Annotated in this window: 23 protein-coding genes; 12 read left to right on the top strand and 11 right to left on the bottom strand. The window is 72.3% G+C overall.

Going from position 1 to position 25,989, the window contains the following annotated elements; genetic code table 11:
* Window positions 1-372 precede the first annotated feature (372 nt).
* From OG867_RS10330 to OG867_RS10310, 5 genes are all read right to left on the bottom strand, one after another.
* Window positions 373-1,080, bottom strand: coding sequence for a DUF402 domain-containing protein (locus OG867_RS10330; protein WP_328902063.1), 708 nt, complete (start codon window positions 1,078-1,080; stop codon window positions 373-375).
* Between the two features lie 44 nt (window positions 1,081-1,124).
* Window positions 1,125-2,528, bottom strand: coding sequence for a class II fumarate hydratase (locus tag OG867_RS10325; protein WP_406284461.1), 1,404 nt, complete (start codon window positions 2,526-2,528; stop codon window positions 1,125-1,127).
* 155 nt (window positions 2,529-2,683) lie between these two features.
* A complete protein-coding gene (locus OG867_RS10320; RefSeq protein WP_406284459.1) occupies window positions 2,684-3,985 on the bottom strand; it encodes a M18 family aminopeptidase in 1,302 nt (433 codons plus the stop codon).
* A gap of 408 nt (window positions 3,986-4,393) precedes the next feature.
* Entirely contained in the window at window positions 4,394-5,593 is a 1,200-nt protein-coding gene (locus OG867_RS10315) for an MFS transporter (protein WP_406284457.1), read from the bottom strand.
* A 279-nt stretch (window positions 5,594-5,872) separates the two neighbouring features.
* Window positions 5,873-7,540, bottom strand: coding sequence for a fumarate hydratase (locus OG867_RS10310; RefSeq protein ID WP_328902066.1), 1,668 nt, complete (start codon window positions 7,538-7,540; stop codon window positions 5,873-5,875).
* 177 nt (window positions 7,541-7,717) lie between these two features.
* Between OG867_RS10310 and OG867_RS10305 the strand changes: the two genes are divergently transcribed.
* Together OG867_RS10305 and OG867_RS10300 are read left to right on the top strand one after the other, a co-directional pair.
* Entirely contained in the window at window positions 7,718-8,386 is a 669-nt protein-coding gene (locus OG867_RS10305) for a DUF1707 domain-containing protein (protein ID WP_406284454.1), read from the top strand.
* 141 nt (window positions 8,387-8,527) lie between these two features.
* Window positions 8,528-8,872: a WhiB family transcriptional regulator gene (locus tag OG867_RS10300; protein WP_328902068.1), complete on the top strand. Its 345-nt coding sequence runs from the start codon at window positions 8,528-8,530 to the stop codon at window positions 8,870-8,872.
* A gap of 84 nt (window positions 8,873-8,956) precedes the next feature.
* On the opposite strand, the gene glpX is transcribed toward OG867_RS10300, so the two are convergent.
* A complete protein-coding gene (gene glpX, locus OG867_RS10295) occupies window positions 8,957-9,988 on the bottom strand; it encodes a class II fructose-bisphosphatase (RefSeq protein ID WP_406284451.1) in 1,032 nt (343 codons plus the stop codon).
* A gap of 143 nt (window positions 9,989-10,131) precedes the next feature.
* Between glpX and OG867_RS10290 the strand changes: the two genes are divergently transcribed.
* A complete protein-coding gene (locus OG867_RS10290; RefSeq protein ID WP_406284449.1) occupies window positions 10,132-10,650 on the top strand; it encodes a DUF4245 domain-containing protein in 519 nt (172 codons plus the stop codon).
* Window positions 10,651-10,754: 104 nt separating this feature from the next.
* Here OG867_RS10290 and OG867_RS10285 read toward each other — a convergent pair whose 3' ends face one another.
* The 4 genes from OG867_RS10285 to OG867_RS10270 all read right to left on the bottom strand — a co-directional run bounded on the left by OG867_RS10285 (window position 10,755) and on the right by OG867_RS10270 (window position 14,439).
* Window positions 10,755-11,345 carry a malonic semialdehyde reductase gene (locus OG867_RS10285; protein WP_406284447.1) on the bottom strand — a complete coding sequence of 197 codons (591 nt, stop codon included), beginning with the start codon at window positions 11,343-11,345 and terminating at the stop codon, window positions 10,755-10,757.
* A 148-nt stretch (window positions 11,346-11,493) separates the two neighbouring features.
* On the bottom strand, window positions 11,494-11,733 hold the full coding sequence (locus OG867_RS10280) for an exodeoxyribonuclease VII small subunit (protein WP_328902072.1): 240 nt from the start codon (window positions 11,731-11,733) through the stop codon (window positions 11,494-11,496).
* A gap of 74 nt (window positions 11,734-11,807) precedes the next feature.
* Window positions 11,808-13,019: an exodeoxyribonuclease VII large subunit gene (gene xseA, locus OG867_RS10275; protein WP_328902073.1), complete on the bottom strand. Its 1,212-nt coding sequence runs from the start codon at window positions 13,017-13,019 to the stop codon at window positions 11,808-11,810.
* A 46-nt stretch (window positions 13,020-13,065) separates the two neighbouring features.
* Window positions 13,066-14,439: an APC family permease gene (locus tag OG867_RS10270; RefSeq protein WP_406284444.1), complete on the bottom strand. Its 1,374-nt coding sequence runs from the start codon at window positions 14,437-14,439 to the stop codon at window positions 13,066-13,068.
* Between the two features lie 74 nt (window positions 14,440-14,513).
* Here OG867_RS10270 and OG867_RS10265 point away from each other — a divergent pair, with 74 nt between their 5' ends.
* Together OG867_RS10265 and ppgK are read left to right on the top strand one after the other, a co-directional pair.
* Entirely contained in the window at window positions 14,514-15,503 is a 990-nt protein-coding gene (locus tag OG867_RS10265) for a 4-hydroxy-3-methylbut-2-enyl diphosphate reductase (RefSeq protein WP_328902075.1), read from the top strand.
* A 61-nt stretch (window positions 15,504-15,564) separates the two neighbouring features.
* Window positions 15,565-16,311: a polyphosphate--glucose phosphotransferase gene (ppgK, locus tag OG867_RS10260; protein WP_328902076.1), complete on the top strand. Its 747-nt coding sequence runs from the start codon at window positions 15,565-15,567 to the stop codon at window positions 16,309-16,311.
* A gap of 44 nt (window positions 16,312-16,355) precedes the next feature.
* Here ppgK and OG867_RS10255 read toward each other — a convergent pair whose 3' ends face one another.
* Window positions 16,356-16,889, bottom strand: a complete 534-nt coding sequence (locus OG867_RS10255; RefSeq protein ID WP_406290879.1) for a DUF6542 domain-containing protein — start codon at window positions 16,887-16,889, stop codon at window positions 16,356-16,358.
* Window positions 16,890-17,133: 244 nt separating this feature from the next.
* Here OG867_RS10255 and OG867_RS10250 point away from each other — a divergent pair, with 244 nt between their 5' ends.
* From OG867_RS10250 to ychF, 7 genes are all read left to right on the top strand, one after another.
* Window positions 17,134-18,021: a helix-turn-helix domain-containing protein gene (locus OG867_RS10250; protein ID WP_406284442.1), complete on the top strand. Its 888-nt coding sequence runs from the start codon at window positions 17,134-17,136 to the stop codon at window positions 18,019-18,021.
* Between the two features lie 180 nt (window positions 18,022-18,201).
* Window positions 18,202-19,065, top strand: coding sequence for an ABC transporter ATP-binding protein (locus OG867_RS10245; protein ID WP_406284440.1), 864 nt, complete (start codon window positions 18,202-18,204; stop codon window positions 19,063-19,065).
* A 77-nt stretch (window positions 19,066-19,142) separates the two neighbouring features.
* The gene (locus OG867_RS10240; RefSeq protein WP_406284438.1) at window positions 19,143-20,207 is read left to right on the top strand and encodes an ABC transporter substrate-binding protein; all 1,065 of its coding nucleotides are present in this window, start codon (window positions 19,143-19,145) and stop codon (window positions 20,205-20,207) included.
* Entirely contained in the window at window positions 20,204-22,312 is a 2,109-nt protein-coding gene (locus OG867_RS10235; protein ID WP_406284436.1) for an iron ABC transporter permease, read from the top strand. The genes OG867_RS10240 and OG867_RS10235 overlap by 4 nt, the downstream gene beginning before the upstream one ends.
* 19 nt (window positions 22,313-22,331) lie before the next feature.
* The gene (locus OG867_RS10230; RefSeq protein WP_406284434.1) at window positions 22,332-23,420 is read left to right on the top strand and encodes a peptidase C39 family protein; all 1,089 of its coding nucleotides are present in this window, start codon (window positions 22,332-22,334) and stop codon (window positions 23,418-23,420) included.
* A gap of 69 nt (window positions 23,421-23,489) precedes the next feature.
* Complete coding sequence (locus OG867_RS10225; RefSeq protein WP_406284432.1) at window positions 23,490-24,698, top strand: GNAT family N-acetyltransferase; 1,209 nt, start codon at window positions 23,490-23,492, stop codon at window positions 24,696-24,698.
* A 120-nt stretch (window positions 24,699-24,818) separates the two neighbouring features.
* Entirely contained in the window at window positions 24,819-25,907 is a 1,089-nt protein-coding gene (ychF, locus tag OG867_RS10220; protein WP_328902079.1) for a redox-regulated ATPase YchF, read from the top strand.
* The last annotated feature ends 82 nt before the right edge of the window (window positions 25,908-25,989 follow it).

Here is a 25,989-nt window from a genome sequence, read left to right as displayed (position 1 = left end):
TCCGTCCGGGCCGGTTGTATGAGGCAATCACCTTGTGGGGCGCTACTGTGCCCCGGCAGGAGCGGCAATAACAACGGCTGACATCGCCTTCCCCGTCGTACGGGGCCGAAACGCGATGTCCGATCAGGATGCCGGTGACAACGTTTCCATGGGAGCGGCAGCGGCCGGCGGACACGTCCCCACCCCCTCGTAGTGGCTCATGCGATGCGGGCAGCTCGTGCGACTCGTGACGCCGATGCGACCCTTGAGGGCGCGGTCCGCGCGACGAGACGATGACCTACGGTCAGGTCCTGCACCCCGCCTGCCGGTTGGGGCCGAGCCGCGTTCCTCGGGACGATCCTACGTTTGCCCCCCTGGGGTGCATCAAGGGTCTCACGACGGCATGGCGGAAGCCGTACGGTCCGAACCGTCCGGCCGGCGGTCCCAGTCGTCCGGGAGTTCGGGCACCCGCCACGCCGGATCGGGCCGCCAGTCCTCCCAGCCGTCCCGGAACGGCGCCCCCCAGGAGCGGATCAGTCCGACCGCCTCGCGCCCCGCCTCGCGCACCCGGCGCGCCGTGTCCGGCGCGATCAGGCCGACCCGCTGAGCCTGTTCGAACTCGTCCTCGTCGCGCCAGAGCCAGCTGCGGTCCGGGTAGACGGAGATGTCCAGGAAGTGGTCCTCGGAGTCGGTGCCCCCGGCCCACCTGGTGCGCGGCTCCTCCAGGTTCACGTACCAGCTGCGGAACTGCCAGCCGCGCTCCCAGAACAGCCAGACGGACCAGGGCTCGCCGGGTCTGGCCAGCTTCAGCACGCCGTTGCCCAGCCAGAGCGAACGGGCCGTCGTGCGCGGGGCGGTGTAGCGGGTGGCGAGCGGTTCGGCGTGCACCTCGGTGCCGTCCGCGAGGACCGGCTTGACGCACTCGGTGCCGGGCGCCACCCACACCGCGAGCAGTTCCTCGGTGTCCTGGACGACCGTGACCGGGCGGCAGATGTGGAACGCGTGAGCGGCGGAATCCGGCCGTTCGGGGCCGTTGCCGCGGTAGCGCCACAGAATCTGGTCACCCGGCGCCCAGCGCTCGGTCTCTCCGGTACCCGTCATGGAGAGATCCTACGGAGCGCGCGGCCCCGGCACGGCGGCGCCCGTCACGGGCGGGTCATGCGCAGCACGTCCAGGGCCTCGTCGAGCTGCTGTTCGGTCAGGTCTCCGCGCTCCACGTAGCCCGATTCGAGGACGACCTCACGGATCGTCCGGCGTTCCGCGAGCGACTTCTTGGCGACCTTGGCCGCTTCCTCGTAGCCGATGTACTTGTTCAGCGGGGTGACGACGGACGGCGAGGACTCGGCGTACTCCCTGGCCCGCTCGACGTGCGCCGTGATTCCGTACACCGTACGGTCGGCGAGCAGCCGGGAGGCGTTGCCGAGCAGCCGTACGGACTCCAGCAGGTTCTTCGCGATGACCGGGAGCATGACGTTCAGCTCGAAGTTCCCGGCGGCGCCCGCGGCGGCGACCGTGGCGTCGTTCCCGGTCACCTGCGCGGCGACCATCAGGACCGCCTCGGGGATGACCGGGTTGACCTTGCCCGGCATGATCGAGGAGCCGGGCTGGAGGTCGGGCAGGGAGATCTCGGCGAGGCCGGTGCGCGGTCCGGACGCCATCCAGCGCAGGTCGTTGCAGATCTTGGTGAGCGAGACGCCGATGGTGCGCAGCTGGCCCGAGGTCTCCACCAGGCCGTCCCGGGCGCCCTGCGCCTCGAAGTGGTCGCGGGCCTCGGTGAGCGGCAGTCCGGTGACGCGGGCCACCTCGGCGATGACGGCGGCGGAGAAGCCGGGCGGGGTGTTGATTCCGGTGCCCACGGCCGTTCCGCCGAGGGGGAGTTCGGCGAGGCGGGGGAGCGAGGCGCGCAGCCGCTCGACGCCGTGGCGGATCTGGGCGGCGTAGCCCCCGAACTCCTGCCCCAGGGTGACGGGCGTGGCGTCCATCAGGTGGGTCCGCCCGGACTTCACCACCGTCGCGAACTCCTCCGCCTTGCGCTCCAGGGCGGCGGCGAGGTGGTCCAGGGCGGGGATCAGGTCGGCGGTGACCGCGGCGGTGGCGGCGATGTGGATCGAGGAGGGGAACACGTCGTTGGAGGACTGCGAGGCGTTGACGTGGTCGTTGGGGTGGACCGCGCGGCCCAGGCGCTCGGTGGCGAGGGTGGCCAGGACCTCGTTGGCGTTCATGTTCGAGGAGGTGCCCGAGCCGGTCTGGAAGACGTCGACCGGGAACTCCGCGTCCCAGCGCCCGTCGGCGACCTCGGCGGCCGCCTCCTGGATGGCCTCCGCGATCTCCGGGTCGAGGACCTTCAGCTCGGCGTTGACCTTGGCGGCGGCGGCCTTGATGAGGGCCAGGGCCTCGATGTGGGCCCGCTCCAGCCGCTGGCCGGAGACCGGGAAGTTCTCCACGGCCCGCTGCGTCTGGGCCCGCCACTTCGCGTCGGCGGGCACCCTGACCTCGCCCATCGAGTCGTGCTCGACGCGGTAGCCCTCGGCCGTTCCCTGATCCGTCATCGTTCAACTTCCTTGAAGCCGCTTGGTCGGTGGCAGTGGCCAAGGCAGGGGGTTCGTCCTGGTCCGGCCTTCCCCAGGCCCTCGTCGGCCAGTACTCGCCGAGGGTAGCCGCCACGGGGAAGGGCCGGTGTGGCCCTTCCCCGTACCCGTGCCTCTTATCCGGACGTCACGAACGCCGTCAGGATCGCCGCCAGATGACCCGGGTCCCGCGCCCCGCACAACTCACGGGCCGAGTGCATCGAGAGCCCCGGCACCCCCACGTCGACCGTCGGCACCCCGAGCCGGGCCGCCGTGAGCGGGCCGATCGACGTGCCGCACGGCATCGCGTTGTTGGAGACGAACGGCTGCCACGGGGCACCCGACCGCTCGCAGGCCGACGCGAACAGCGCGATCCCGGTCGAGTCGGTGGCGTACCGCTGATTGACGTTGACCTTGACCGTCGGGCCGCCGTTGGGCAGCGGGTGGTGGCCCGGGTCGTGGCGCTCCGCGTAGTTCGGGTGCACCGCGTGCGCCATGTCGGCGGACACGCAGTACGCCCCGGCCAGCGCCCGCGACCAGTCCTCCCCGCTGCCGCCCCGGGCCGACACCGACCGGCTCAGCACCCGCTCCAGCATCGGGCTCTGCGCCCCCGTGTCCGAGCCGCTGCCGACCTCCTCGTGGTCGAAGGCGGCGAGCACCGGGATGTACGACGGCGGCTCGGCGGCCGTCGCCGCGGCGGTCAGCGCGGTGACCCCGGCGTGCACCGACACCAGGTTGTCCAGCCGCGACGACACCAGGAACTCCCGCTCCGCGCCCAGATAGCCGGGCGGTTGCACGTCGTGCAGCATCAGGTCCCAGCCCAGCACCTCGCCCGGCTCCGCCTCGGCCGCCGCCGCGACCCGGCGCAGCAGCGCGCCCTCGTCGGCCGCGCCGAGCGACCAGATGGGCGCGATGTGGCGCTGCCGGTCCAGGGCGAGCCCGTCGTTGACGGTGCGGTCCAGGTGGATCGCCAGCTGCGGCACCCTCAGGAGCGGCTCGTCGATCTGCACCAGCCGGGACTCGGTCCCGCCGCCCGGTGCGCGCAGCGCGAGCCGGCCGGAGATGCCCAGGTCGCGGTCGAGCCAGGTGTTGAGCGGCACCCCGCCGTAGATCTCCACCGCGACCTGCCGCCAGCCCGCCGAACTCGTGTCGGGCGTCGGCTTGATCCGCAGGTTCGGCGAGTCGGTGTGCGTGCCGATGATCCGGAACGGGGTGTGGGCGGGCAGCGACCCGGGAACGTACCAGGCGATCAGCGCGCCGCCGTTGACGACGAAGGCGCCGCCCGTGGTGCCCGTCCAGTCGTCGGTTCCGCGCAGTTCACGGAAGCCCGCCTTCTCCAGCCGCTGGGCCGCGCTCGCCACGGCGTGGTACGGGGAGGGGCTGGCGGCGATGAAGGTGAGCAGGTCGTCGGCATGGCTGCGGTGGGGGACCGGCGTCATGCGGTGTCCGCCTTTCCGGAGTGGGACGGTGAGGGTGGCGCTGCCGCCCGGGGTTCGGACGGGGTCGGCAGGGGGCGAGGACGGCGGCGGGCCCGTGGGGGCGGCCCGCGTCCGACGGTGGCACCGGGCCGGCCGCCCGGCGGTGCGGAGTTCTCCGGCAACGCCGGACAACCCACCGCATTCGTGTGGTGCCCCGCAAGCCCGGCGGGCGGCCCGGTGCGCGAAAGCTGCGGTGCGCCGCGGGGCGCCGTGGAGGCCGGACGGGCGCCCGGGGCCCCGCTCCGGTCCGTGCCGGGTCCCCGCGGGTCCGGCCGGCGCCGTGGCGCGGGCGTCGCGGCGCTCGCGCGAGATTGGCTGATTTTCGATGTAGGTGTAGAGGCCCCGCGTGCGGCCGGGTGCCGCCGCCCGTCATGGCGCCGACGCGGCCGCCCGTGCCCGTCGCGTTCCCGCGATGCGCACCAGGAACACCACCGCGACGGCGAGGGCCGCGCCGTGCGACCAGCCGACGACCGCGAGCGGGCTGAAGTGCTCCAGGGCCGCCGCCACGGCGATCATCCCGGCCCCGAAGCCCAGGTTCTCCACGGTCGCCGACAGCCCGAAGGCGTGCGCCCGGGGCCCGGCCGGCAGGGTCTGGAGGTGCGAGGTGTACGACACCTCGGTCAGGCCGTCCGCCGCCCCCGCCACCAGCGCGATCACGGCCGTGGCCGCCGCCGGGAACCCGGCGAACGCCAGGATGAACGCCGCCGACATCACGCAGGTGCCGTAGCCGAAGCCCGCCGCGCCCACGGACCGGCCGGTGCGGCGCCCGTACCGCTGGATCACCTGCTGCGCCACGATGTTGCCGACCGCCCACAGGCACCAGAACGCGCTGACGAACAGCGCGGGGTGCGCGTCGTCCAGCGCGGCGGAGTGCACGGGCAGCGCCGCGTTGTGCGATGAGGAGCCGAGCGCGTCCACCCCGCGCAGCCCGACCATCAGCCCGAGCCCCGGCACCGCGGCCAGCGCGGCGACCGCGACCGGGCGCCGCCGCCGAGGCCCGTCCTCCTTCGCGGGCGCTGCCTCGGCGCGCCCCTTCCCGCCGCCCGCGACCGGCAGCAGCGCCACCGTCAGCGCGCAGACGGCGAAGGTGCACAGGTCCACCACGAACGCGGCGGTGTACCCCACCAGCGACACGACCACACCCGCCGAGGCGAAGCCCGCCACCATCGCCAGCGAACGCCCGGTCACCGACAACGAGTTCGCCCAGGACCGCCGCTCCTCGCCCACCATCTCCGGCACGGAGCTGCGCAGGGCCACCATGAACAGCGTCCCGCAGGCCCCGACGACCACGGAGACGGCGAACAGCGCGGGCGTGCGCCAGCCGTCCGGCGCGACAATCAGCGGGACCATCACGGCGCCCTGCGCGATATTCGTCCACAGCATCACGCTCTTCGCCGTGCAGCGCGCGAGCAGCCCGCCCGCGATCAGCCCCGCGAGGAATCCGGCGGCCAGCCGCAGGGCCATGAACAGCCCCATCGCGAGCGCCCGCCCCGTCGTCTCGTAGACGAAGAGGTTGAGCGCCACCATATTGAGGAACGTGCCGTACGAAGAGACCGCGTACCCGGCCACCAGGAAACGGAAGGAACGCTCACCGCGCGGAGCGCCGGCCGCCCGGGGCCCTTCCCGCCTGTGCCCGAAGCCGAAACCGGTGATCTGGATGTTCTTGAACCCTCCCCCAGCTGACGCGGGGGGTTCCTGGCTCAGGAAGCCCCGCAGATCAGCGACCCGCAAGGTCTTGCTACGGCGAAACCTGTTCCCCGCCCTCCGCCGCGCACCCCGGTCGTCACCTCGGGGCTGCTCGACGGCCGGCCGCCGCCGGAAGGGCACGCCCCTCCGGCGGCGCGGGGCTCAGCCCAGGCCCGGGCCGCGCACCGGGATGCTGGTGAAGGTGGGCGCCGGGGCGGGCTCGGTGAAGAAGTCGTTGCCCTTGTCGTCCACGACGACGAACGCGGGGAAGTCCTCCACCTCGATCCGCCAGACCGCCTCCATGCCCAGCTCCTCGTACTCGACCACCTCGACCTTCTTGATGCAGTCCTGCGCGAGCCGGGCCGCCGGGCCGCCGATCGAGCCGAGGTAGAAGCCGCCGTGCTCGCCGCACGCGTCGGTGACCTGCTGGGAGCGGTTGCCCTTGGCCAGCATCACCTTGGAGCCGCCCGCCGCCTGGAACTGCGCGACGTAGCTGTCCATGCGGCCGGCCGTCGTCGGGCCGAAGGAACCGGAGGCGTACCCCTCGGGGGTCTTCGCCGGACCCGCGTAGTACACCGGGTGGTCCTTCAGGTACTGCGGCATCTCCTCGCCCGCGTCCAGGCGCTCCTTGATCTTGGCGTGCGCGATGTCGCGCGCCACGACCAGCGGACCGGTCAGCGAGAGCCGGGTCTTGACCGGGTACTTGGTCAGCTCCGCGAGGATCTCGTCCATCGGCCGGTTCAGGTCGATGCGGACGACGTCGCCCTCGGTGTCGAGGTGCTCGTCGGTGGTGTCCGGCAGGAAGCGGGCCGGGTCCTTCTCCAGCTGCTCCAGGAAGACGCCCTCGGCGGTGATCTTCGCGGTGGCCTGGCGGTCCGCCGAGCAGGAGACGGCGATGGCGACGGGCAGCGAGGCGCCGTGCCGGGGCAGGCGCACCACGCGGACGTCGTGGCAGAAGTACTTGCCGCCGAACTGCGCCCCGATGCCGATCTTCTGCGTCAGCTCGAAGACCTTCTCCTCCAGCTCCTTGTCACGGAAGCCGTGCCCGGTGGGGGAGCCCTCGGCGGGCAGCTCGTCCAGGTAGTGCGCGGAGGCGTACTTCGCGGTCTTCAGCGCGAACTCGGCGGACGTACCGCCGACGACGATCGCCAGGTGGTACGGCGGGCAGGCCGCGGTACCCAGCGAACGGATCTTCTGCTCCAGGAACTTCATCATGGACGCCTCGTTGAGGACGGCCTTCGTCTCCTGGAAGAGGAACGACTTGTTGGCCGAGCCGCCGCCCTTGGCCATGAAGAGGAACTTGTACGCGCCGCCGTCGGTGGCGTACAGCTCGATCTGCGCGGGAAGGTTGGAGCCGGTGTTCTTCTCCTCCCACATGTTCAGCGGGGCCATCTGCGAGTAGCGCAGGTTGAGCTTGGTGTACGCGTCGAAGATGCCGTGCGACAGGGCCTCCTCGTCACCGCCCTCGGTCAGCACGTTCTGGCCGCGCTTGCCCATGACGATCGCGGTGCCGGTGTCCTGGCACATCGGCAGGACACCCGCGGCGGCGATGTTCGCGTTCTTCAGCAGGTCGAGCGCGACGAACTTGTCGTTGGACGAGGCTTCCGGGTCGTCCACGATCCGCCGCAGCTGCGTCAGGTGCGCGGGCCGCAGGTAGTGCGAGATGTCGTGCATGGCCTCGGCGGCCAGGGTGCGCAGCGCCTCCGGCTCGACCTTGAGGAACGTACGCCCGTCGGCCTCGAAGGTGGACACACCCTCGGCGGTGACCAGACGGTACGGCGTGGTGTCCTCTCCCAGGGGGAGCAGATCGGAGTACGCAAACTCTGGCATTACGGCCATTCCTCACTCGGCAGACAGCGGCTGGCCACCCTTGGACAGCGCACCCACCAGGGTAGGACGCGCCGGGACCGGCGCGCTTGTGAGGTAGGGCTCACCACCCGGCGCGGCATCGGACTCGCCGCGCCCCCGCCCCTGTCGCGATCTATCGCGTTTCGGTACGCTGGGGCGGTGGACCTCGAGAAGCAGCCCCAGCAGCCCACCGCACCGGCGGACACCGACGCCATCCGTGCCTCCGACGCGGACCGCGACCGGATCGCGGACATCCTGCGCGAGGCGCTGGCCGAGGGGCGGCTGACCGCCGAGGAGCACGCGGAGCGGATCGACTCCGTCTACCGCGCCAAGACCGTCGGCGAGCTCGAACCGCTCGTACGGGACCTGCCGGCGACGGGCGGTGCGCCCAGGGCCGCCACCGGCACGCCGTACGGGTACGGCCCCGAGGCGACCGCCGGTCCCGCCGACAATCTGGTGGCGATCTTCAGCAGCTCGACCCGCAGGGGCCGCTGGCGGGTGGGCGCCCGCACGAACGCGTTCTCGCTCTTCGGCAGTGTGGAAATCGACCTGACGGAGGCGCTTTTCGGACAGCGTCTCACCGTCATCAACGCGACCTCCGTCTTCGGCAGCGTGGAGATCCGGGTCCCCGAGAACATCTCGATGCGCGGCAGCGGGATGGGCATTTTCGGCAGTTTCGAAGTCCGCACGCTGGAATCCGCCGACCCCGAGGCGCCGGTGGTCGTCGTCAACGGATTTTCGGTGTTCGGCAGCGTCGAGGCGAAGCCGAAACGCGGCAAGTTCATCGCGGATCTCCAGGACCGGCTGCGTAAACACCTCGGCCACTGAGCCGTTTCATCCGGCCGAAAAGCGACTCGACCGCAATTGCGCGGTACGGACCTGAGTACCACTCAGTGCATAGGCGCACGCACAGCGGGTAGGGACTGCTGCATCGTCTCTCGCTCGCGAAGCCGTCGTCAGGAGTGGACCGTGCTGCAACTGCCGCATCAGCCCCTGCAGGTCGCCGCCGTTCCCCCGCAGCGGGTCCCCGCTCGGGAGGACCAGGCAGGCCCCTGGCATTCGGAGGCGGTGTGCCGCCGGGACGAGGCCGGGCTGTTCTTCGCCCCGTCGAAGGAGCCGACTGCCGCCCGCCTCTCGCGCGAGGACTCCGCGAAGCGCGTCTGCGCGCGCTGTCCCGTGAGGGTGGAGTGCCGCGAGCACGCCCTGGTGCAGCCCGAGCCGTACGGCGTGTGGGGCGGCCTCACGGCCGCCGAACGCCGCGTCGCGCTGGCCCGCCGCCGGCGGCGGGACGTGGAGCTGAAGGCCGCGGGCTGACCGGGCCGCCGGTCCCGTATCCGTACGTACGAAGAGGCGCCCCCACCGCACATGGGGGCGCCTCTTCGGGCGGGTGCGCGGGTGCTACTTCGCGCGGTCGAAGTCGACGGCGCTGTACGCCCGCAGCTTCGACAGCCGGTGGGTGGAGCTGATCGTCCGGATGGTGCCGGACTTGGACCGCATGACGATGGACTCCGTGGTCGCCGTCTCCGAGCGGTAGCGCACCCCGCGCATCAGCTCGCCGTCGGTGATCCCGGTCGCCACGAAGAACACGTTGTCCCCGCTGACCAGGTCGTCCGTGGACAGCACGCGGTCCAGGTCGTGCCCGGCGTCCAGGGCGCGCCGTCGCTCGGCCTCGTCCTTCGGCCAGAGCTTGCCCTGGATGACACCGCCGAGGCACTTTATGGCGCAGGCCGAGATGATGCCCTCGGGCGTGCCGCCGATGCCCATGAGCAGGTCCACGCCGGTGCCCTCGCGGGCGGCCATGATCGAGCCGGCCACGTCGCCGTCGGAGATGAACTTGATGCGGGCGCCGGTCTCCCGGATCTCCTTGACGATGCCGTCGTGGCGCGGGCGGTCCAGGATGACGACGGTGACGTCCTCGGGCGTGGAGTTCTTCGCCCGGGCGACGCGGCGGATGTTCGCCGAGACCGGGGCGTTGATGTCCACGAAGTCGGCCGCCTCCGGGCCGGTGACCAGCTTGTCCATGTAGAAGACGGCGGACGGGTCGAACATCGCGCCCCGGTCCGCGGCGGCCAGGACGGCGATCGCGTTCGGCATGCCCTTGGCGTTGAGGGTCGTGCCGTCGATCGGGTCGACGGCGATGTCCACCTCGGGCCCGGTGCCGTCGCCGACGTGCTCGCCGTTGAACAGCATGGGCGCCTCGTCCTTCTCGCCCTCACCGATGACGACGACGCCGTTCATGGAGACGGTGGAGACCAGGGTCCGCATGGCGTTCACGGCGGCGCCGTCGGCCCCGATCTTGTCCCCGCGGCCGACCCAGCGCCCGGCGGCCATGGCGGCGGCCTCGGTGACCCGGACCAGCTCAAGGGCGAGGTTGCGGTCGGGGGCCTCCGGGGAGACCTCCAGTTGGGACGGCAGATGATGCTCGGACATCGGAGCGCACCTTTCTGTACGGCGACGACCGGATGAGGGTGATCTGACTCTATCGCCAGGCCGATAAAATGAGCAGACCGGGTCACGTTTGAGCGGGGTGGCCCCCGGTCCGGGCGCACGGAGGCTGATGCGACGATGGGGGCGTGGCAAGCAAGCAAGGCAAGCAGACCGTCCGGGACATGATCCTGTCGCTGTTGGCGATCGCCGCCGTGGCGGGTGTCGTCTACATCTTCATCCCGCACGACGACAAGGCCGATCCGGTCAAGGCGGTCGACTACCGCGTCGAGCTCCTGACCGCGCGGCGCGCCGCGCCGTACCCGGTGGCGGCCCCCGACGGCCTGCCCGCGGGCTGGAAGCCCACCTCGGTCACGTACGAACGGGACAAGGGCAACAGCTGGCACCTGGGCTTCCTCGACCCGGACGGCAAGTACGTCGCGGTGGAGCAGTCCACGGCCCCGGCGAACTCCTACATCACGCAGGTGAGCCAGGAGGCCAAGGACACCGGGCGCACCCAGGAGGTCGCCGGGGAGACCTGGCAGCGCTGGGAGGGCCCGAAGTACGACGCGCTGGTGCGCGAGGAGAAGGGCGCCACGACCGTGGTGACCGGCTCGGCCCCGGCGGAGCGGCTGGCGGAGATGGCGGCGGCGCTGAAGACGTCCTGACCGCCGTACGGCGTACGGAAACGGGGAAGGCCCCGGAGCGAGTGCTCCGGGGCCTTCCCCGTGTTCAGCCGTCCGGAGGCGGCCGTGGCTCGGGCGGCCGTGGCTCAGACGGTCTTGATGACCTCGTCGAACGCCAGGCGCGGCGAGCGCGGGAACCAGGCGTCCTCGCCCGGCTTGCCGATGTTGACGACCATCAGGACGTTGTGGTCGCCGTCCAGGAACTCCTTCTCGATGCCCGCGGCGTCGTAACCGGTCATCGGGCCGGCGGCCAGGCCGGCGGCGCGGACGCCGATGATGAAGTACGCGGCCTGCAGGGCGGCGTTCAGCGAGGCGGCGGACTCGCGGACCGGGCGCTCCGAGAAGAACATGTCCTTGGCCTGCGGGAAGTGCGGCAGCAGGGCCGGCAGCTCCTCGTGGAACTCGTTGTCCGCGGCCAGGATCGCGACCAGCGGCGCGGTCGAGGTCTTGGGCTGGTTGCCCTCGGCCATGTGCTGGACGAGACGCGCGCGGGCGTCGTCGGAGCGCACCAGCACGACGCGCAGCGGCGACTGGTTGAAGGCGGTCGGGCCGTACTTGACCAGGTCGTAGATGGCCTGGACCTGCTCGTCCGTCACCGGCTCGTCGGTGAACGTGTTGGCGGTGCGGGCCTCGCGGAAGAGGAGGTCCTGGGCGGCGGGGTCAAGAACGAGGGACATCGTGGGTATTACCTTCCGGACGAACACGGGGGGATCGGGCCACGGACACGGAGGAACCGGCCACGACGATCACGGTACGGCGGAAGTGCGTTAACGTTCAACTAAATGGCGAGTGGGGAGACTCACGCCACGGAGCCGGAATAATGCGTTACGCCTCGTCCTCCGGCGCCGGGCCCGCGAGCGCGGCGTCCAGCCGGGCACGGGCGCCCTCCAGCCAGTGCCGGCACACCTTCGCCAGCTCCTCGCCGCGTTCCCAGAGCGCGAGGGAGTCCTCCAGCGAGGTCCCGCCCGCCTCCAGCCGGCGCACCACCTCGATCAGCTCGTCGCGCGCCTGCTCGTAGCCCAGCGGGCTCGTCGCTGCGGCGGCCGCCGTCCCGTCGTCCGTCATGTCTTCCACCCTATGCGTCGTCATGTGTCCGGCCTCCACGCCGATCCCTGCCCCTTGGAGCTTCGGACCCGCCCCTACTCCGCGACCCGCACCGCGAACTCGCCCCCCGACACCCGGGCCCGCAGCGGCTCCCCGGCCGCCCCCGCCTCCGCGGGCTCCCGCACCACATGCCCGTCGGCGCGCTGGAGCACCGCGTAACCGCGCTCCAGGGTCGCGGCGGGCGACAGCGCGAGGACTCGGGCCCTGGTGTGGGAGAGCTCCGAATCGGCCCGGTCCAGCAGATGGCCCAGCACCCGGCGGGCGCGCCCGGCCAGCGCGTCGACGTCCGCCTCACGCTCGTCCACCATCCGCTGCGGGTGCTCCATGCAGGGCCGCCCCAGTGCGTGGGCCAGGCCCCGCTCCTCCCGGTCGAGCAGCGCCTGGACCGTCCGCAGGGCCCGGTCCCGCAGCTGCCGCACCCGGTCCAGCTCCTCGCCCACGTCGGGCACGACCTTCTTCGCCGCGTCCGTCGGCGTCGACGCCCGGACGTCCGCGACGAGGTCGAGCAGCGGGGAGTCCGGTTCGTGCCCGATCGCCGAGACCACCGGCGTACGGCAGGCCGCGACCGTACGGATCAGCTCCTCGTCCGAGAACGGCAGCAGGTCCTCCACGCTGCCGCCGCCGCGCGCCACGACGATCACGTCCACGTCCGGGATGCCGTCCAGCTCCTTGACCGCCCGCACCACCTGGTTGACCGCGTGCACCCCCTGCACGGCGGTGTTGCGGACCTCGAAGCGGACGGCGGGCCACCGGCGGCGGGCGTTCTCCAGGACATCGCGCTCGGCCGCCGAGGCCCGGCCGCAGACCAGGCCGATCAGCTGCGGCAGGAAGGGCAGCGGCTTCTTCCGGTCCAGGGCGAAAAGACCCTCGGAGGCCAGGGACTTCTTCAGCTGTTCGAGGCGCACCAGCAGCTCGCCGATGCCCACCGGCCGTATCTCCGTCGCCCGCAGCGACAGCTGCCCCCGGGGCGCGTACCACTCCGGCTTGGCGAGGACGACGACCCGCGCGCCCTCCGAGACGACGTCGGCGATCCGGTCGAAGACCTGCCGGAAGCACGTCACGCTCACCGAGATGTCGTGCGACGGGTCGCGCAGCGTCAGGAACACCACCCCGGCACCGGGCCGCCGGGACAGCTGCGTGATCTGGCCCTCGACCCAGACCGCGCCGAGCCGGTCGATCCAGCCGCCGATCAGCCGCGACACATCACCGACGGGCAGCGGCGCTTCCGGGGAAGTGTTCAGAGCCATGCGAGCGAGCGTAACGGCCGGGACCGACAACCGGGCCCGTCACGCCTTACGGGGCCACGCCCCGCCGCCCCCGCTGCGCCAGGACCACCACAAGACCCACGACCAGCCAGCAGCCGCCCACCACCTGCGCGCTCCCCGTCGCCTCCACGATCACCGCGACCAGTACCCCGGCCCCCACCACCGGCACCACCAGATGGCGCCACCAGCTCGGCTCGCCCTCCCTCCGCCGCACCACGAACCAGCCGACCACCGACGCGTGCAGCAGCACGAACGCCGTCAGCGCGCCGATGTCCACGACCGAGACCAGATGGTCGAGCCCGTCGTCGCGCCGCGCCGCCCACACCGCCGCCACCAGGGTCACGACGGCCGCCAGCAGGATCGCCACCCGGGGCACCCCCGAGCGCGGATCGACCTTCGACAGCAGCCCCGGCAGCCGCCGCTCCCGGGCCATCGCGAACAGCAGCCGCCCCGCCGCCGCCTGCCCCGCCAGCGCCGCGAACGCCGCCCCGATCGCCTTGCTCACCGCCACCAGATCGTGCAGCCAGGTCCCCACCGCGGCGTCCACCGTGTCGTAGAACGCCGAACCCTGCGCCCCCGGATCGACGGTCAGCTCCGCCGAGGTCATCGGCTCCAGCAGAGCCGCCAGATACGCCTGCGCCACGAACAGCGTCCCCGCGAGCACCAGGCAGAACAGCACCGCCCGCGCCACCTGCGCCGAGCCGCCCGTCACCTCCTCCGCGAACGAGGCGATGGCGTCGAACCCGAGATACGAGAGCACCGCCACGGACACCGCGCCCAGCACCGCCGTCATGGAGAACCCGGAATCCCCGGTGAGCGGCGACAGCCAGCCGCGCTGCGCCCCGTCCCGTACGAGCACCACCACGGCGGACACCACGAACACCAGCAGCACCACGATCTCCATCGCCAGCACCGCGAAACCGACCCGGGCGGCGGCTCGCACACCCCACAGGTTGAGCAGCGTCGTCAGGACCACCGCGAGCGCCGTCCATACCCACCGCGAGACACCGGGAACCAGCGAGTTCATCGCGATCCCCGAAAAGAGGTACGCCACGGCCGGGATCAGCAGGTAGTCCAGCATCGCCATCCACCCGGCGATGAACCCCGGACCCTCGCCGAGCCCCTTGCGGGCGTACGCGAACACCGACCCGGCCATCGGCGCGACCCGCACCATCTGCGCGTAACTGAACGCGGTGAACGCCATCACGACGGTCGCGGCGACGTACACCAGCGCGACCGCCCCGTCCGACCTCGCGTCCAGCGTCCCGAACACGCCGACGGGGGCCATGGGGGCGATGAAGAGCAGCCCGTAGACCACCAGGTCCCGGAAGCCGAGGGTCCGCCGCAGGCGCGCCGTCTCCGTGGAGCCTTCGCCGCCGGATTCCGTACCGCTGTCGGCCATGAGCCCTCCGTTGGTCGAGTCAAGATCAGTCTCCCGACCTGCTGCCCCCCGCGCCCGTCCGATACGGCCTTACGATGGGACGCATGACTGCTACGACCCCCCGACGCGTCCTCCTCGCCGCTCCCCGTGGCTACTGCGCGGGCGTGGACCGTGCCGTGATCGCCGTGGAGAAGGCCCTGGAGCAGTACGGCTCCCCGGTCTACGTGCGCCACGAGATCGTGCACAACAAGTACGTCGTGCAGACCCTGGAGAAGAAGGGCGCGATCTTCGTCGAGGAGACGGCGGAGGTCCCCGAGGGCTCGATCGTGATGTTCTCCGCGCACGGCGTCGCCCCGACCGTGCACCAGGAGGCGGCCGAGCGGAAGCTCGCCACGATCGACGCGACCTGCCCGCTCGTCACCAAGGTCCACAAGGAGGCCGTCCGCTTCGCGCAGGACGACTTCGACATCCTCCTCATCGGCCACGAGGGCCACGAGGAGGTCATCGGCACCTCCGGCGAGGCCCCCGAGCACATCACCCTGGTCGACGGCCCCGAGGACGTCGAGAACGTCGAGGTGCGCGACCCGTCGAAGGTCGTCTGGCTCTCCCAGACCACCCTCTCCGTGGACGAGACGATGGAGACGGTCGGCGCGCTCAAGGAGAAGTTCCCGCTGCTGATCTCGCCGCCCAGCGACGACATCTGCTACGCCACGCAGAACCGTCAGATCGCCGTGAAGCAGATGGGCGCCGACGCCGACCTGGTGATCGTCGTCGGCTCGAAGAACTCCTCCAACTCGGTCCGCCTGGTCGAGGTCGCCCTCGGCGCGGGCGCGGGCGCCTCCCACCTGGTCGACGGTGCCGACGAGATCGAGGAGGCGTGGCTGGACGGTGTCTCCACGGTCGGCGTCACCTCCGGTGCCTCCGTGCCCGAGGTGCTGGTCGACGGCGTGTTGGCGTGGCTGGCCGAGCGGGGTTTCGAGGACGTCGAGATCGTGAAGGCCGCCGAGGAGTCGATCGTCTTCTCGCTGCCGAAGGAACTGCGCCGCGACCTGCGCGCGGAGGCGGCGGCCCTGAAGGGCGAGTAGCCGGGGCCTGCGGGTGCCGTTCCGGGAGTGAGCGCGCGCCGCTGCCCGTACCGTGGATCACATGGAGATCTTCGGCGTGGACATCGGCGGATCCGGGATCAAGGGCGCTCCCGTGGACCTGGACCGCGGAGACCTGGCGCAGGAGCGCCACAAAGTACTGACACCGCACCCGGCGACGCCCAAGGACGTCGCCGGGTGCGTGGCCGAGGTCGTCGGCCACTTCGACTGGAAGGGCCCGGTGGGGATCACCTTCCCGGGTGTCGTCACGGGCGGCCTCACCCGCACCGCCGCCAACGTCGACAAGGGCTGGATCGACCAGGACGCCCGTACCCTGCTCGGCGACAAGCTGGGCCTCCCGGTCACCGTGCTCAACGACGCGGACGCGGCGGGTATCGCCGAGATGACGTTCGGCGCGGGCCGGGGCCGCAAGGGCACGGTGATCATGCTGACCTTCGGTACGGGGATCGGCAGCGCGCTCTTCATCGACGGCAAGCTCGTCCCCAACACGGAGCTCGGCCACCTGGAGCTCAACGGCCACGACGCGGAGAAGCACGCCTCCACGAAGGCCAAGGAGGACGAGGACCTGGGCTGGCACCACTGGGCCCGCCGGGTCCAGAAGTACCTGGCCCATGTGGAGATGCTGTTCTCGCCCGAACTGTTCATCATCGGCGGCGGAATCAGCCGTAAAGCCGACAAATTCCTGCCTCTGATCGAGCACGTACGGGCGGAGATGATCCCGGCGGAGCTCCAGAACAACGCGGGGATCGTGGGCGCGGCGATGGCCGCGAAGGCGGCCGCTTCGGACTGACGGCTCGGCGCGAGGAGGGCGGGCTCGGCGCGAGGCCCGCCGGCTCAGCGCTGCGAGGGCCGGCGGGGCGCCCGTCCCGCCGCGCGGCCCGCCGGTGCCGGCGGGGCGGTGACGGCGGCCGGCCGGGCGGTGTGCGCGGCCTGCGTCAGCCGCCGCTGCCGGGCCCGCATCAGCCGCACCTTGCGTACGGAGGTGATGAGGCCCGCGACGAGGGTGCCGCCGTACAGCCAGCCGGCGTGCACGGCGAGCGCGGTGACGACGGCCATGGTCCGGCCGCCGAGCCCTCCGCCGCCGCCGGCGATGGGGGCGATGCCGAACGCGAAGGCGATGGGCACGCTGATGGGCGCGGTCACCAGGTCCGCCGGCCGCACCCAGAGCGCGGTGAGCGCGCTGACCGGCAGGAACAGCACGCCGAACACGGCCGGCGACTCGTCGAACAGCAGCCAGTCCAGGCACCCGATCAGGAACATCGCGGCGGCCGCGAAGAGCCCGGCGCCGATCCCGGTGAGCCGGGGATTGGGCAGCCGGCGCAGGGCGCCCACGGCGGGTGGGACCGGCCGCCCGGCGGGCGCGCTCATCACCCGGTAACCGAGGGCCCCCGTGCCGTCGGCCTTCCGGGCTCCCCGGTCAGCCCCCAGCGGGGACAACGGGGTCTGCCTGCGCTGCGGGGGACGTGTCCTGTGCTGCTCCACCGGGACAACGTAGGTCGCCGGGAGGCCGGAATCAGGTGCGGGACACGCGCTTTGGCCGACCTTGGCGATGAGTTCGATGCCACACGGCGCAACGGGAACCGATAGGTACCCTCCGCTTAGACTCGCTCGTATGGTCCGGTCGTCGTCCCGTGGTGAGGTGAGCCCCGGGCTCTGGCGCCGCGAGGCGGGCACAGTCGTGCGCCGGGCCGGGGCGCTTCCCGAGCGGGCGACGGACTCCGGCGCCGTCGTCGCCGAGTTCCGGATCGTCCCCGCCCCCACGGAGTGGGCGCAGCACGCGCACCGGCTGCACGAGCTCGTCTGGGTGCGCGGCGGGACGTTGACGTCCCGGGTGGGCGACCGGGTCTTCACCGTGTTCGAGGGGCACGGGCTTTGGATGCCCGCCGGGGTGGTGCACGCGGGGCGGGCGACGGAGGGCGCGCGCTTCCACAGCGCCTTCTTCGCCCCCGACCGCACGCCCTTCGCCTACGGGGAGCCGCAGGCGATCGCGATGACCCCGCTGCTCGTCTCGCTGCTGACCCACCTGTCGCGCACGGACCTCGCCGAGGCCGCCCGGCTGCGGGCTGAGGCCGTCGTCTTCGACGTGATCGAGCCCTCGGAGCACGAACTGGCGCTGCGGCTGCCCGGCGACCCCCGGATCGACGCCATCGCCGAAGCCCTGCTGGACGACCCCGCCGACGGCCGTTCGCTGGAGGAGTGGGCGCGTTGGCTGGGGACCAGCGACCGCACGATCACCCGCGCGTTCCGCCGGTCGACCGGGCTCTCCTTCGCACAGTGGCGGCAGATGCTGCGGGTGCACCGGGCGTTGATGCTCCTGTCCGACGGATTCGATGTGATGTCCGTCTCCGAGCGCCTCGGCTACGCGCAGCCCAGCTCCTTCATCGCCGCCTTCCGGCGCGTCATGGGGACCACGCCCGGCGCGTTCCACGGGGCGGTGGCGGCCTCCGGGGATGTCCGGAATCCCGTATCGGGTGGCGAGAACGCCGGATTGTCTGCCTGACAAGCGGAATATAGTCTTCTTCGAGTTAGGTAACCCTTAGTTGTTGCTCGCCGTGCACGGCGCTGCCCGCGTACGCCCGTATGCGGTGCTGCCCGCGTACGGCAGAGCGTGCGGCCCGGCCCGTGGAGGCCGGGCGGGGGGTGCCCCACACCGCGCCCCTCCGACCACCCGGACCTCCTCATGTTCACAAGCCCCTTCCGCCGTGCCGGCAGACTCCCGGACGGCCCCGCCGCGCCGGCGTCCGCGCTCCACGGGCGCGACCTGGTGCTGCGCTACGGCGGCGAGCCGGTCGTCCACGGCGTCTCGGTCACCCTGGAGCCCGGCCGCGCGACCGCCCTCGTGGGGCCGAACGGCAGCGGCAAGTCCACGCTGCTGCGCGCGCTCTCCCGGCTCCACCAGGTGGACGGCGGCAGGGTCACCCTCGGCGCCCCCGACGGGGCGGCCGAGCGCGACGCGGCCCTGCTCAGCCCGCGCGGCTTCGCCCGCGAGGTCACCCTGTTCTCCCAGTCGCGGCCCGCCCCCCAGGGGCTGACGGTCGCCGAGGTCGTGGCCTTTGGGCGCCACCCCTACCGGCGCGGCTTCGCCGGACCGACCCCCGAGGACGGTGCCGCCGTCGACCGCGCGATGGGCGTCACCGGCGTACGGGACATGGCGGACCGGCAGGTCGGGGAGCTCTCCGGCGGCGAGATGCAGCGCGTCTGGCTCGCGGCCTGCCTCGCCCAGGACACCGGCGTCGTGCTGCTGGACGAACCGACCAACCACCTGGACCTGCGCTACCAGTTCGAGACGCTCGACCTGGTGCGGGACCTCGTGGAGCGGCACGGCCTCGCCGTCGGCATCGTGCTCCACGACCTCGACCAGGCGTCCCGGGTCGCCGACACGCTGGTCCTCATGCACGCCGGCCGCATCCACGCGGCGGGCGCACCCGCCGACGTGCTCACCGCCGAGAACATCGGCCTGGTCTACGACATCCGCGTCGACGTCGCCCTCGACCCGCGTACCGGCCGGCTGCGCATCGACCCCCTCGGGCGCCACCTCACCTGACGAGGCCGCCACCCCTTCCGGAGCAGCCGTGCGGCGCTCCGACGCAACGTTCGAAAATTTGAGAAAGAGGACCCTCCATGAACCGCGCCAGCCGCCTGACGGCCGCAGCCACGACCGGGCTCGCCCTGTTCGCCCTCGCGTCCTGCGGTACGACCGACGCCGACGACGTCACGGCCAAGAGCAGCGCCAAGGCCGCCCCCGCGTCGAAGAGCTGCGCCGACGACACCACCACCACGTCGACCGGTCCCGTCTCCCTCACGGACGGCGTCGGCCGGCAGGTGAAGCTCGACAAGCCCGCCCAGCGCATCGCGGTCCTGGAGTGGCAGCAGGTCGAGGACGCGCTGACCCTGTGCGTCACCCCCGCCGCCGTCTCCGACGCGAAGGGCTACAGCACCTGGGTCAGCGCGGAGAAGCTGCCCGGCGGGGTGACCGACATCGGCACCCGCGAGGAGCCCGACCTCGACACCCTGTACGCGGCCGAGCCCGATCTCATCGTCGTGGAGGCGTTCGACGCCAAGGACGAGATGATCAAGAAGCTGGAGAAGCGGGGCGTCCCCGTACTGGCCACGCGCGGCGCGAACCCGAAGGACCCGATCGGGAACATGCGCCAGGTCTTCAGCATGATCGGCGAGGCCACCGGACGCACCGAGCGCGCCGACCAGGTGCTCAAGGAGTTCGACGCCCACCTCGCAAAGGCGAAGCAGCAGGTCACCGACGCCGACCTGCCGACGAAGGACTTCGTGTTCTTCGACGGCTGGCTGGAGGGCAACAACCTCACCGTCCGCCCCTACAGCGACGGTGCCCTCTTCACCGAGCTGGGCAAGGAGCTCGGCCTGAAGCCCGCGTGGACCAGCAGCGTCAACAAGGAGCACGGCGACGGAGGCGTCGACCCCGCCTACGGCCTCGCGCAGACCGACGTCGAGGGCCTCGTCGCGGTGGGCGACGCCAACCTCTTCTACGCCAACGACGAGGGCGCCGGCGGTTACGTCGCCGCGCTCCGGAAGAACCCGATCTGGAAGAAGCTCCCGGCCGTCAAGGAAAACCGCGCCCACGCCTTCCCGGCCCGGGTCTGGGGCGCCGGCGGCCCCCGCTCCAACGAGCAGGCGATCGACGCCTACGTCGACGTACTCGACAAGCAGTGAGCACCGTACGCACAGCGCCACCTGCTGAGAGAGCGCCCACGCGTCCACTCAAGGAACGCGGTGGCGCTCCCGCCGGGGCGGCCGTCCTGGCGGTCCTCCTCGCCGCGACCGTCCTGGTGGGCCTGTGGCACCTGACCCAGGGCACCTCGGGCGTCGGCGTCGGCGACCTGGTGCGCCACCTGGCCGGGGTACGGGACAGCGCCGACGGTGCGCCGGTCGGCGAGATCCTCACCGGCTCCCGGCTGCCGCGCCTCTTCGCGGGCGTCGCGGTGGGCTTCGCCCTGGGCTGCGCCGGCACGCTGCTCCAGTCCGTCACGCACAACGCGCTGGCCTCGCCCGACACCCTCGCGGTCTCGGCCGGGTCCTACTTCGCCGTCTCGCTCGTCGCCGCCTTCGGCCTCTCCGTACCGCTGTGGGCCTCGGGCGTCGTCGCCTTCGCCGGCGGCCTGGCCGCGGCGGCGCTCGTCCTGCTCCTCGCGGGCCGGGCGGCGGGCACCTCGGGCACCCGCCTCATCCTCGCCGGATCGGCGATGGCGATGGCCCTGGACTCCGCGACCGGGATGCTCCTCATCCTGTTCAAGCAGAACACCACCGGCCTCTACGCCTGGGGCAGCGGCTCGCTCTCGCAGCTCGACATCGACGCGTCGCTGCGCGCCATCCCCCTCGTCGTCCTGGTGCTCTGCGCCGCCCTCGCCCTTTCCCGGCGGCTCGACGTGATGAACCTGGGCGACGACACCGCGGCCACCCTCGGCGTCCCGATCCGCAGCACCCGGGTGTTCGCCGTGCTCTGCGCGGTCCTCCTGACCAGCACCTCGGTCACCCTCGCGGGCCCGATGGCGTTCGTCGGCCTCGGCGCCCCCGTCCTGGCCCGCCTGCTCGCCGGGCGGGTCCGCGCGCTGCGCCGCCACCTGCTCCTGATCCCCGCGGCCGGCCTGCTCGGCGCGCTGCTCATCCTGCTCGCGGACGCGGTCCTGCGCGCGGTGCAGGGGGCGGACGGGGCGGCCTCCATCCCCACCGGGGTGCCCACCGCGCTGCTCGGCTCCGTCGTGATCGTGGTCCTCGCGCTGCGGCTGCGCGACACGGGCCGCATCCAGCAGCCGCCACGGGCCCGGGTCGCCGCACGGTCCCGGCGCGCCTACCTCCTCGTCGTGACCGGCGCTGCGGTCCTGCTGGTCGTGGCCGCCCTCGTCGGCACCCTCGCGGGGAGCCTCTGGCTGAAGACCGGGGACATCGCGCTCTGGATCCAGGGCACCGCCCCCGACCTGATCGGTGCCGCCCTGGACGACCGGGTTCCCCGGGTCACCGCGGCGGTCCTCGCCGGCATGGCGCTCGGACTCGCCGGATGCGTGGTGCAGGGCACCGTACGCAACCCGCTCGCGGAGCCGGGGATCCTCGGCATCACGGCGGGTGCCGGTCTCGGCGCCGCGGGCGTCGTCACCTCGGGGCTCGGCGGCGGACGGACGGTGCTCGTCGCGGTCGCCGTCGCGGCCGGGCTCGCCACCTTCGCGGTGATCGCCCTGCTGGCCTGGCGCGGCGGCTTCCTGCCCGACCGGTTCGTCCTGATCGGCATCGGTGTGGGGTACGGACTCAGCGCCGTGACCACGTTCCTGCTGCTGCGCGCCGACCCGTACAACACGCCCCGCATCTTCACCTGGCTCTCCGGCACGACCTACGGCCGGACGTTCTCCGACACCGTCCCGGTCGCCGTGGCCCTGGCCCTCGCCCTTCCCGTACTGCTGTCCATGCGCGAGCGGCTCGACCTGCTCGCCGTGGACGAGGACACCCCGCGCATCGTCGGCGTCAGGGTGGAACGCACCCGCTTCGCGGCCCTGGCGATCGCCGCGGTGCTCGCCGCGCTCAGCGTGATCGCCATCGGCGTCGTCGGCTTCGTGGGGCTCGTCGCCCCGCACCTCGCCCGTTCCCTGGTGGGCGCGCGGCAGGCCCGGACGATCCCGGTCGCGATGCTGCTCGGCGGGGTGCTGGTGTGCGTGGCGGACGCGCTGGGCCGCACCGTCGCGGCCCCTTCCCAGGTGCCGGCGGGGCTGATGATCGCGCTGGTCGGGGCGCCGTACTTCGTGTGGGTGCTGAAGCGGTCCCGCGCGTGACCCTCTCTGGAGCACTCGAATGCCGACCCCGCAGTCCCCACCGTTGCCACCGCAAGAAGGGCCCGTGCCGTCCGTGAACAGCATCGTCGTGCCGTACGAGCCCGGCCCCGCACCGGCTCTGCCCCTGGAGGTGGCGGAGCGCTGGGGCGCGGTCGACCGCTCCGCCCACGCCCCGCACCTCGTGGCCGTCCCCGGTGACGGCGAGGAGTGGACGGGCGCCGCGCTCGTGACCGCCCGCCCGGACACGGCGTATCTGAAGATCGTGGATGCCGTCGGCGACGTACCGGCCGTCATCGGGGCCGTCGCCGCCCACGCGCGCGAGCGGGGGCTCGTCCAGCTGAAGTGGGAGGGGTGGACGGCCGCACCGGAGCAGGCCGCCGCCGCCGGCTTCACCGCCCTGGAGCCGCCGCTCTCGCAGTCGGAGGGCGCGAACGGGCCGGCCACCGGTTACGTCCGCTGGCTCGACGACGACGCGGTGACCGCGCCTCCGTACTACGGGCAGACCACCCACTTCAGCTGCGGCGCCGTCACCGCCCTCGTCGCGCAGGTGCACGCGGGCGTCCTGCCCCGGGAGGCGCTGGACCGCGGTGCGGAGCTGGCGCTGTGGCGGGACGCGACCAACTTCATGGCCTGCGAGCCCGTCGGCCTCGGCGTCGCCCTGCGCCGCGCACGGCCGTCGTACGGGGTGACGGTCCACCTCGACACGGACCGACCGGTCATGCTCGACCACCTCGACCCGGGCGACCAGGAGTGGCGCGCGCTGCTCCAGCGGGTGTCCCGTACGGAGGCCGAGCGCGTCGGCGTCCCGGTCGACCCGGACCACTTCCCCCTGAGCGCGGTCCGGGAGGCGATCGGCCGGCAGGACCACGTACTCCTGCTGCTCTCGCTCGCCGCGATGCAGGGGTTCGAGGTGCCGCACTGGGTCCTCTGCCACGGCGTCGTGCCCGGTGCCGTGGTGATCGATGACCCGTGGGCCAACGGCGCGACCGGCGACACCTGGGTCGACGCCCACCTGCTGCCGGTGCCGGACGCGTCGCTGGACGCGATGTCGAGGATGGCGCCGGGGGGCTTCCGCGGGGCCGTGACCCTGCGCTCCGCCCACGAGTAATCCGGTGCGCCGGGCGCGGCGCCGCCCGTACGCTGGGCCCCTTTCCGAACCCGAGGAGAAACGGCAGTGATGGAGATCCGTCCCACGACCGACGAGGACTTCGAGGTCTTCGTCGCGACCGTCCACACGGCCTTCGGGCAGTTCCCGGAGACGCCGGTCGCGGACGGCGGACGCTGGTGGTCGGCACTGGAGATGGACCGGGGACTGCTTGCCGTGGCACCGGACGGAAAGCCCGTGGGGACCGCCGCCGCGTACTCCTTCGAGCTCACCCTGCCCGGCGGGACGCTCGTCCCGGCCGCCGGGGTGACCGCCGTCGGCGTCCTGCCCTCGCACCGGCGGCGCGGCGTGCTCAGCGCGATGATGCGCCACCAGCTCGCCGAGGTACGGGAGCGGGGCGAGTTCCTGTCGGTGCTGCTGGCCTCGGAGGCGCGGATCTACGGCCGGTACGGGTACGGCCCCGCGACGTTGACGGCGCGCCTGACGGTGCCGCGGCACAGGGCGGAGCCGGCGGAGCGGCGGGATGGCGCGGCCGAGGACACCGGTTCCGTGGAGGTCCTGCCCCGGGCCGACTGCGGCGAGATCCTCGAAGCGGTCTACGACCGGTACCGCCGCGCGCAGCCCGGCGCGCTGTCCCGGCCGCACCGCTGGTGGGACCTGGGCGCGGGCCAGCCGCCGGTCTCCCGGGCACCCCGCTACGTGGCCGTCCACCGGGACGCGGACGGCGTCGCGGACGGGTACGCCGGCTACTCGACCGAGTCCGGCACCCTGACGGTGGACGAGACCATCGCCGTCGGCGACGCGGCCTTCACCGCCCTGGCCCGGTACGCCCTCGGGCACGACCTGGTCTCCCAGGTCGTGTTCCGCCACGTCCCGCCGGAGCACCCGCTGCGGTGGCAGCTCGCGGACATCCGGGCCGGCGAGGTCGGCGGCCACACCGACTGGCTCTGGGTGCGCCTGCTCGACGTACCGCGTGCGCTGACGGCGCGCGGCTGGTTCACGGACGGCGAGCTCGTGCTGGACGTGGACGACCCGTTCCTGGGCGAGCACGGCCGCTACCTGCTGACCGTCCGCGACGGCAGGGCGGAGTGCGTGGCCACGGACCGGCGGCCCGACCTGTCGCTGGACGTACGGGACCTGGGCTCGGTCTACCTCGGCGGCACCCGCCCGAGCACGCTCGTACGGGCCGGACACATCCGGGCGCACGACCCGGCAGCCGCCGCCCGTGCGGACGCGCTGTTCGCGAGCGACCTCTCCCCGCACTGCCTGCACTGGTTCTGACCGAGGAGATCTCCTCGCCCCGGTCCCTGTACCGTGATACGCGCACGTGGACGATGGCACGCCCGGGCTGCCGTCGCGGCCCGACCCCACCCTTCTTGATCCTGAGCGGACGTTTGTGGCATGAGTACTAGTATCGGAATCGTCGGACTGCCGAATGTCGGCAAGTCGACCCTGTTCAACGCCCTGACCAAGAACGACGTGCTGGCGGCCAACTACCCGTTCGCCACGATCGAGCCGAACGTCGGTGTGGTCGGTGTCCCGGACCACCGTCTGGACGCCCTGGCGAAGATCTTCGGCTCGCAGAAGATCCTGCCGGCGACGGTGGACTTCGTGGACATCGCGGGGATCGTACGCGGCGCGAGCGAGGGCGAGGGCCTGGGCAACAAGTTCCTCGCGAACATCCGCGAGTCGGACGCGATCTGCCAGGTCATCCGCGCGTTCAAGGACGAGAACGTCGTCCACGTCGACGGCAAGGTCTCGCCCAAGGACGACATCGAGACGATCAACACGGAGCTGATCCTCGCGGATCTCCAGTCGGTCGAGAAGGCGGTCCCGCGCCTCCAGAAGGAGTCCCGCCTCCAGAAGGAGAAGGTCGCGGTGCTCGCGGCGGTCGAGGAGGCGCAGAAGATCCTCGAAGCCGGCGACACCCTCTTCCACGCGGGCATCACCGCCTCCACGGAGAAGGGCCGCCTCCTCCACGAGCTCCACCTCCTCACCACCAAGCCCTTCATCTACGTGTTCAACGTGGACGAGGACGAGCTGGTGGACGAGGACTTCAAGAACGAACAGCGCGCCCTGGTCGCCCCCGCCGAGGCGATCTTCCTGAACGCCAAGATCGAGTCCGAGCTGATCGAGCTGGACGACGACGAGGCCCTGGAACTCCTCCAGGCCATGGGCCAGGAAGAACCCGGCCTCGCCACCCTCGGCCGCGTCGGCTTCGACACCCTGGGCCTCCAGACGTACCTCACGGCAGGCCCCAAGGAAACCCGCGCCTGGACCATCAAGAAGGGCGCCACGGCCCCCGAGGCGGCCGGTGTCATCCACACCGACTTCCAGAAGGGCTTCATCAAGGCGGAGATCATCTCCTTCGAGGACCTGATCGAAACCGGCTCGGTCACCGAAGCCCGCGCAGCGGGCAAGGCCCGCATGGAGGGCAAGGAGTACGTGATGCAGGACGGGGACGTGGTGGAGTTCCGCTTCAACGTCTAATACGTCCGGCGAAAGGCCGTCTGACCTGCGGCGGAGCGGGTTGGGCGGCCTTTGCGGTCCGCACGGAGTCCGCAGCGTGCTG

This window comes from Streptomyces sp. NBC_00209 (genome assembly GCF_045206345.1).
GTDB lineage: Bacteria > Actinomycetota > Actinomycetes > Streptomycetales > Streptomycetaceae > Streptomyces.
The sequence above is the reverse complement of the archived record's forward strand: the minus strand, read 5'-3'. Positions and strand labels throughout refer to the sequence as shown.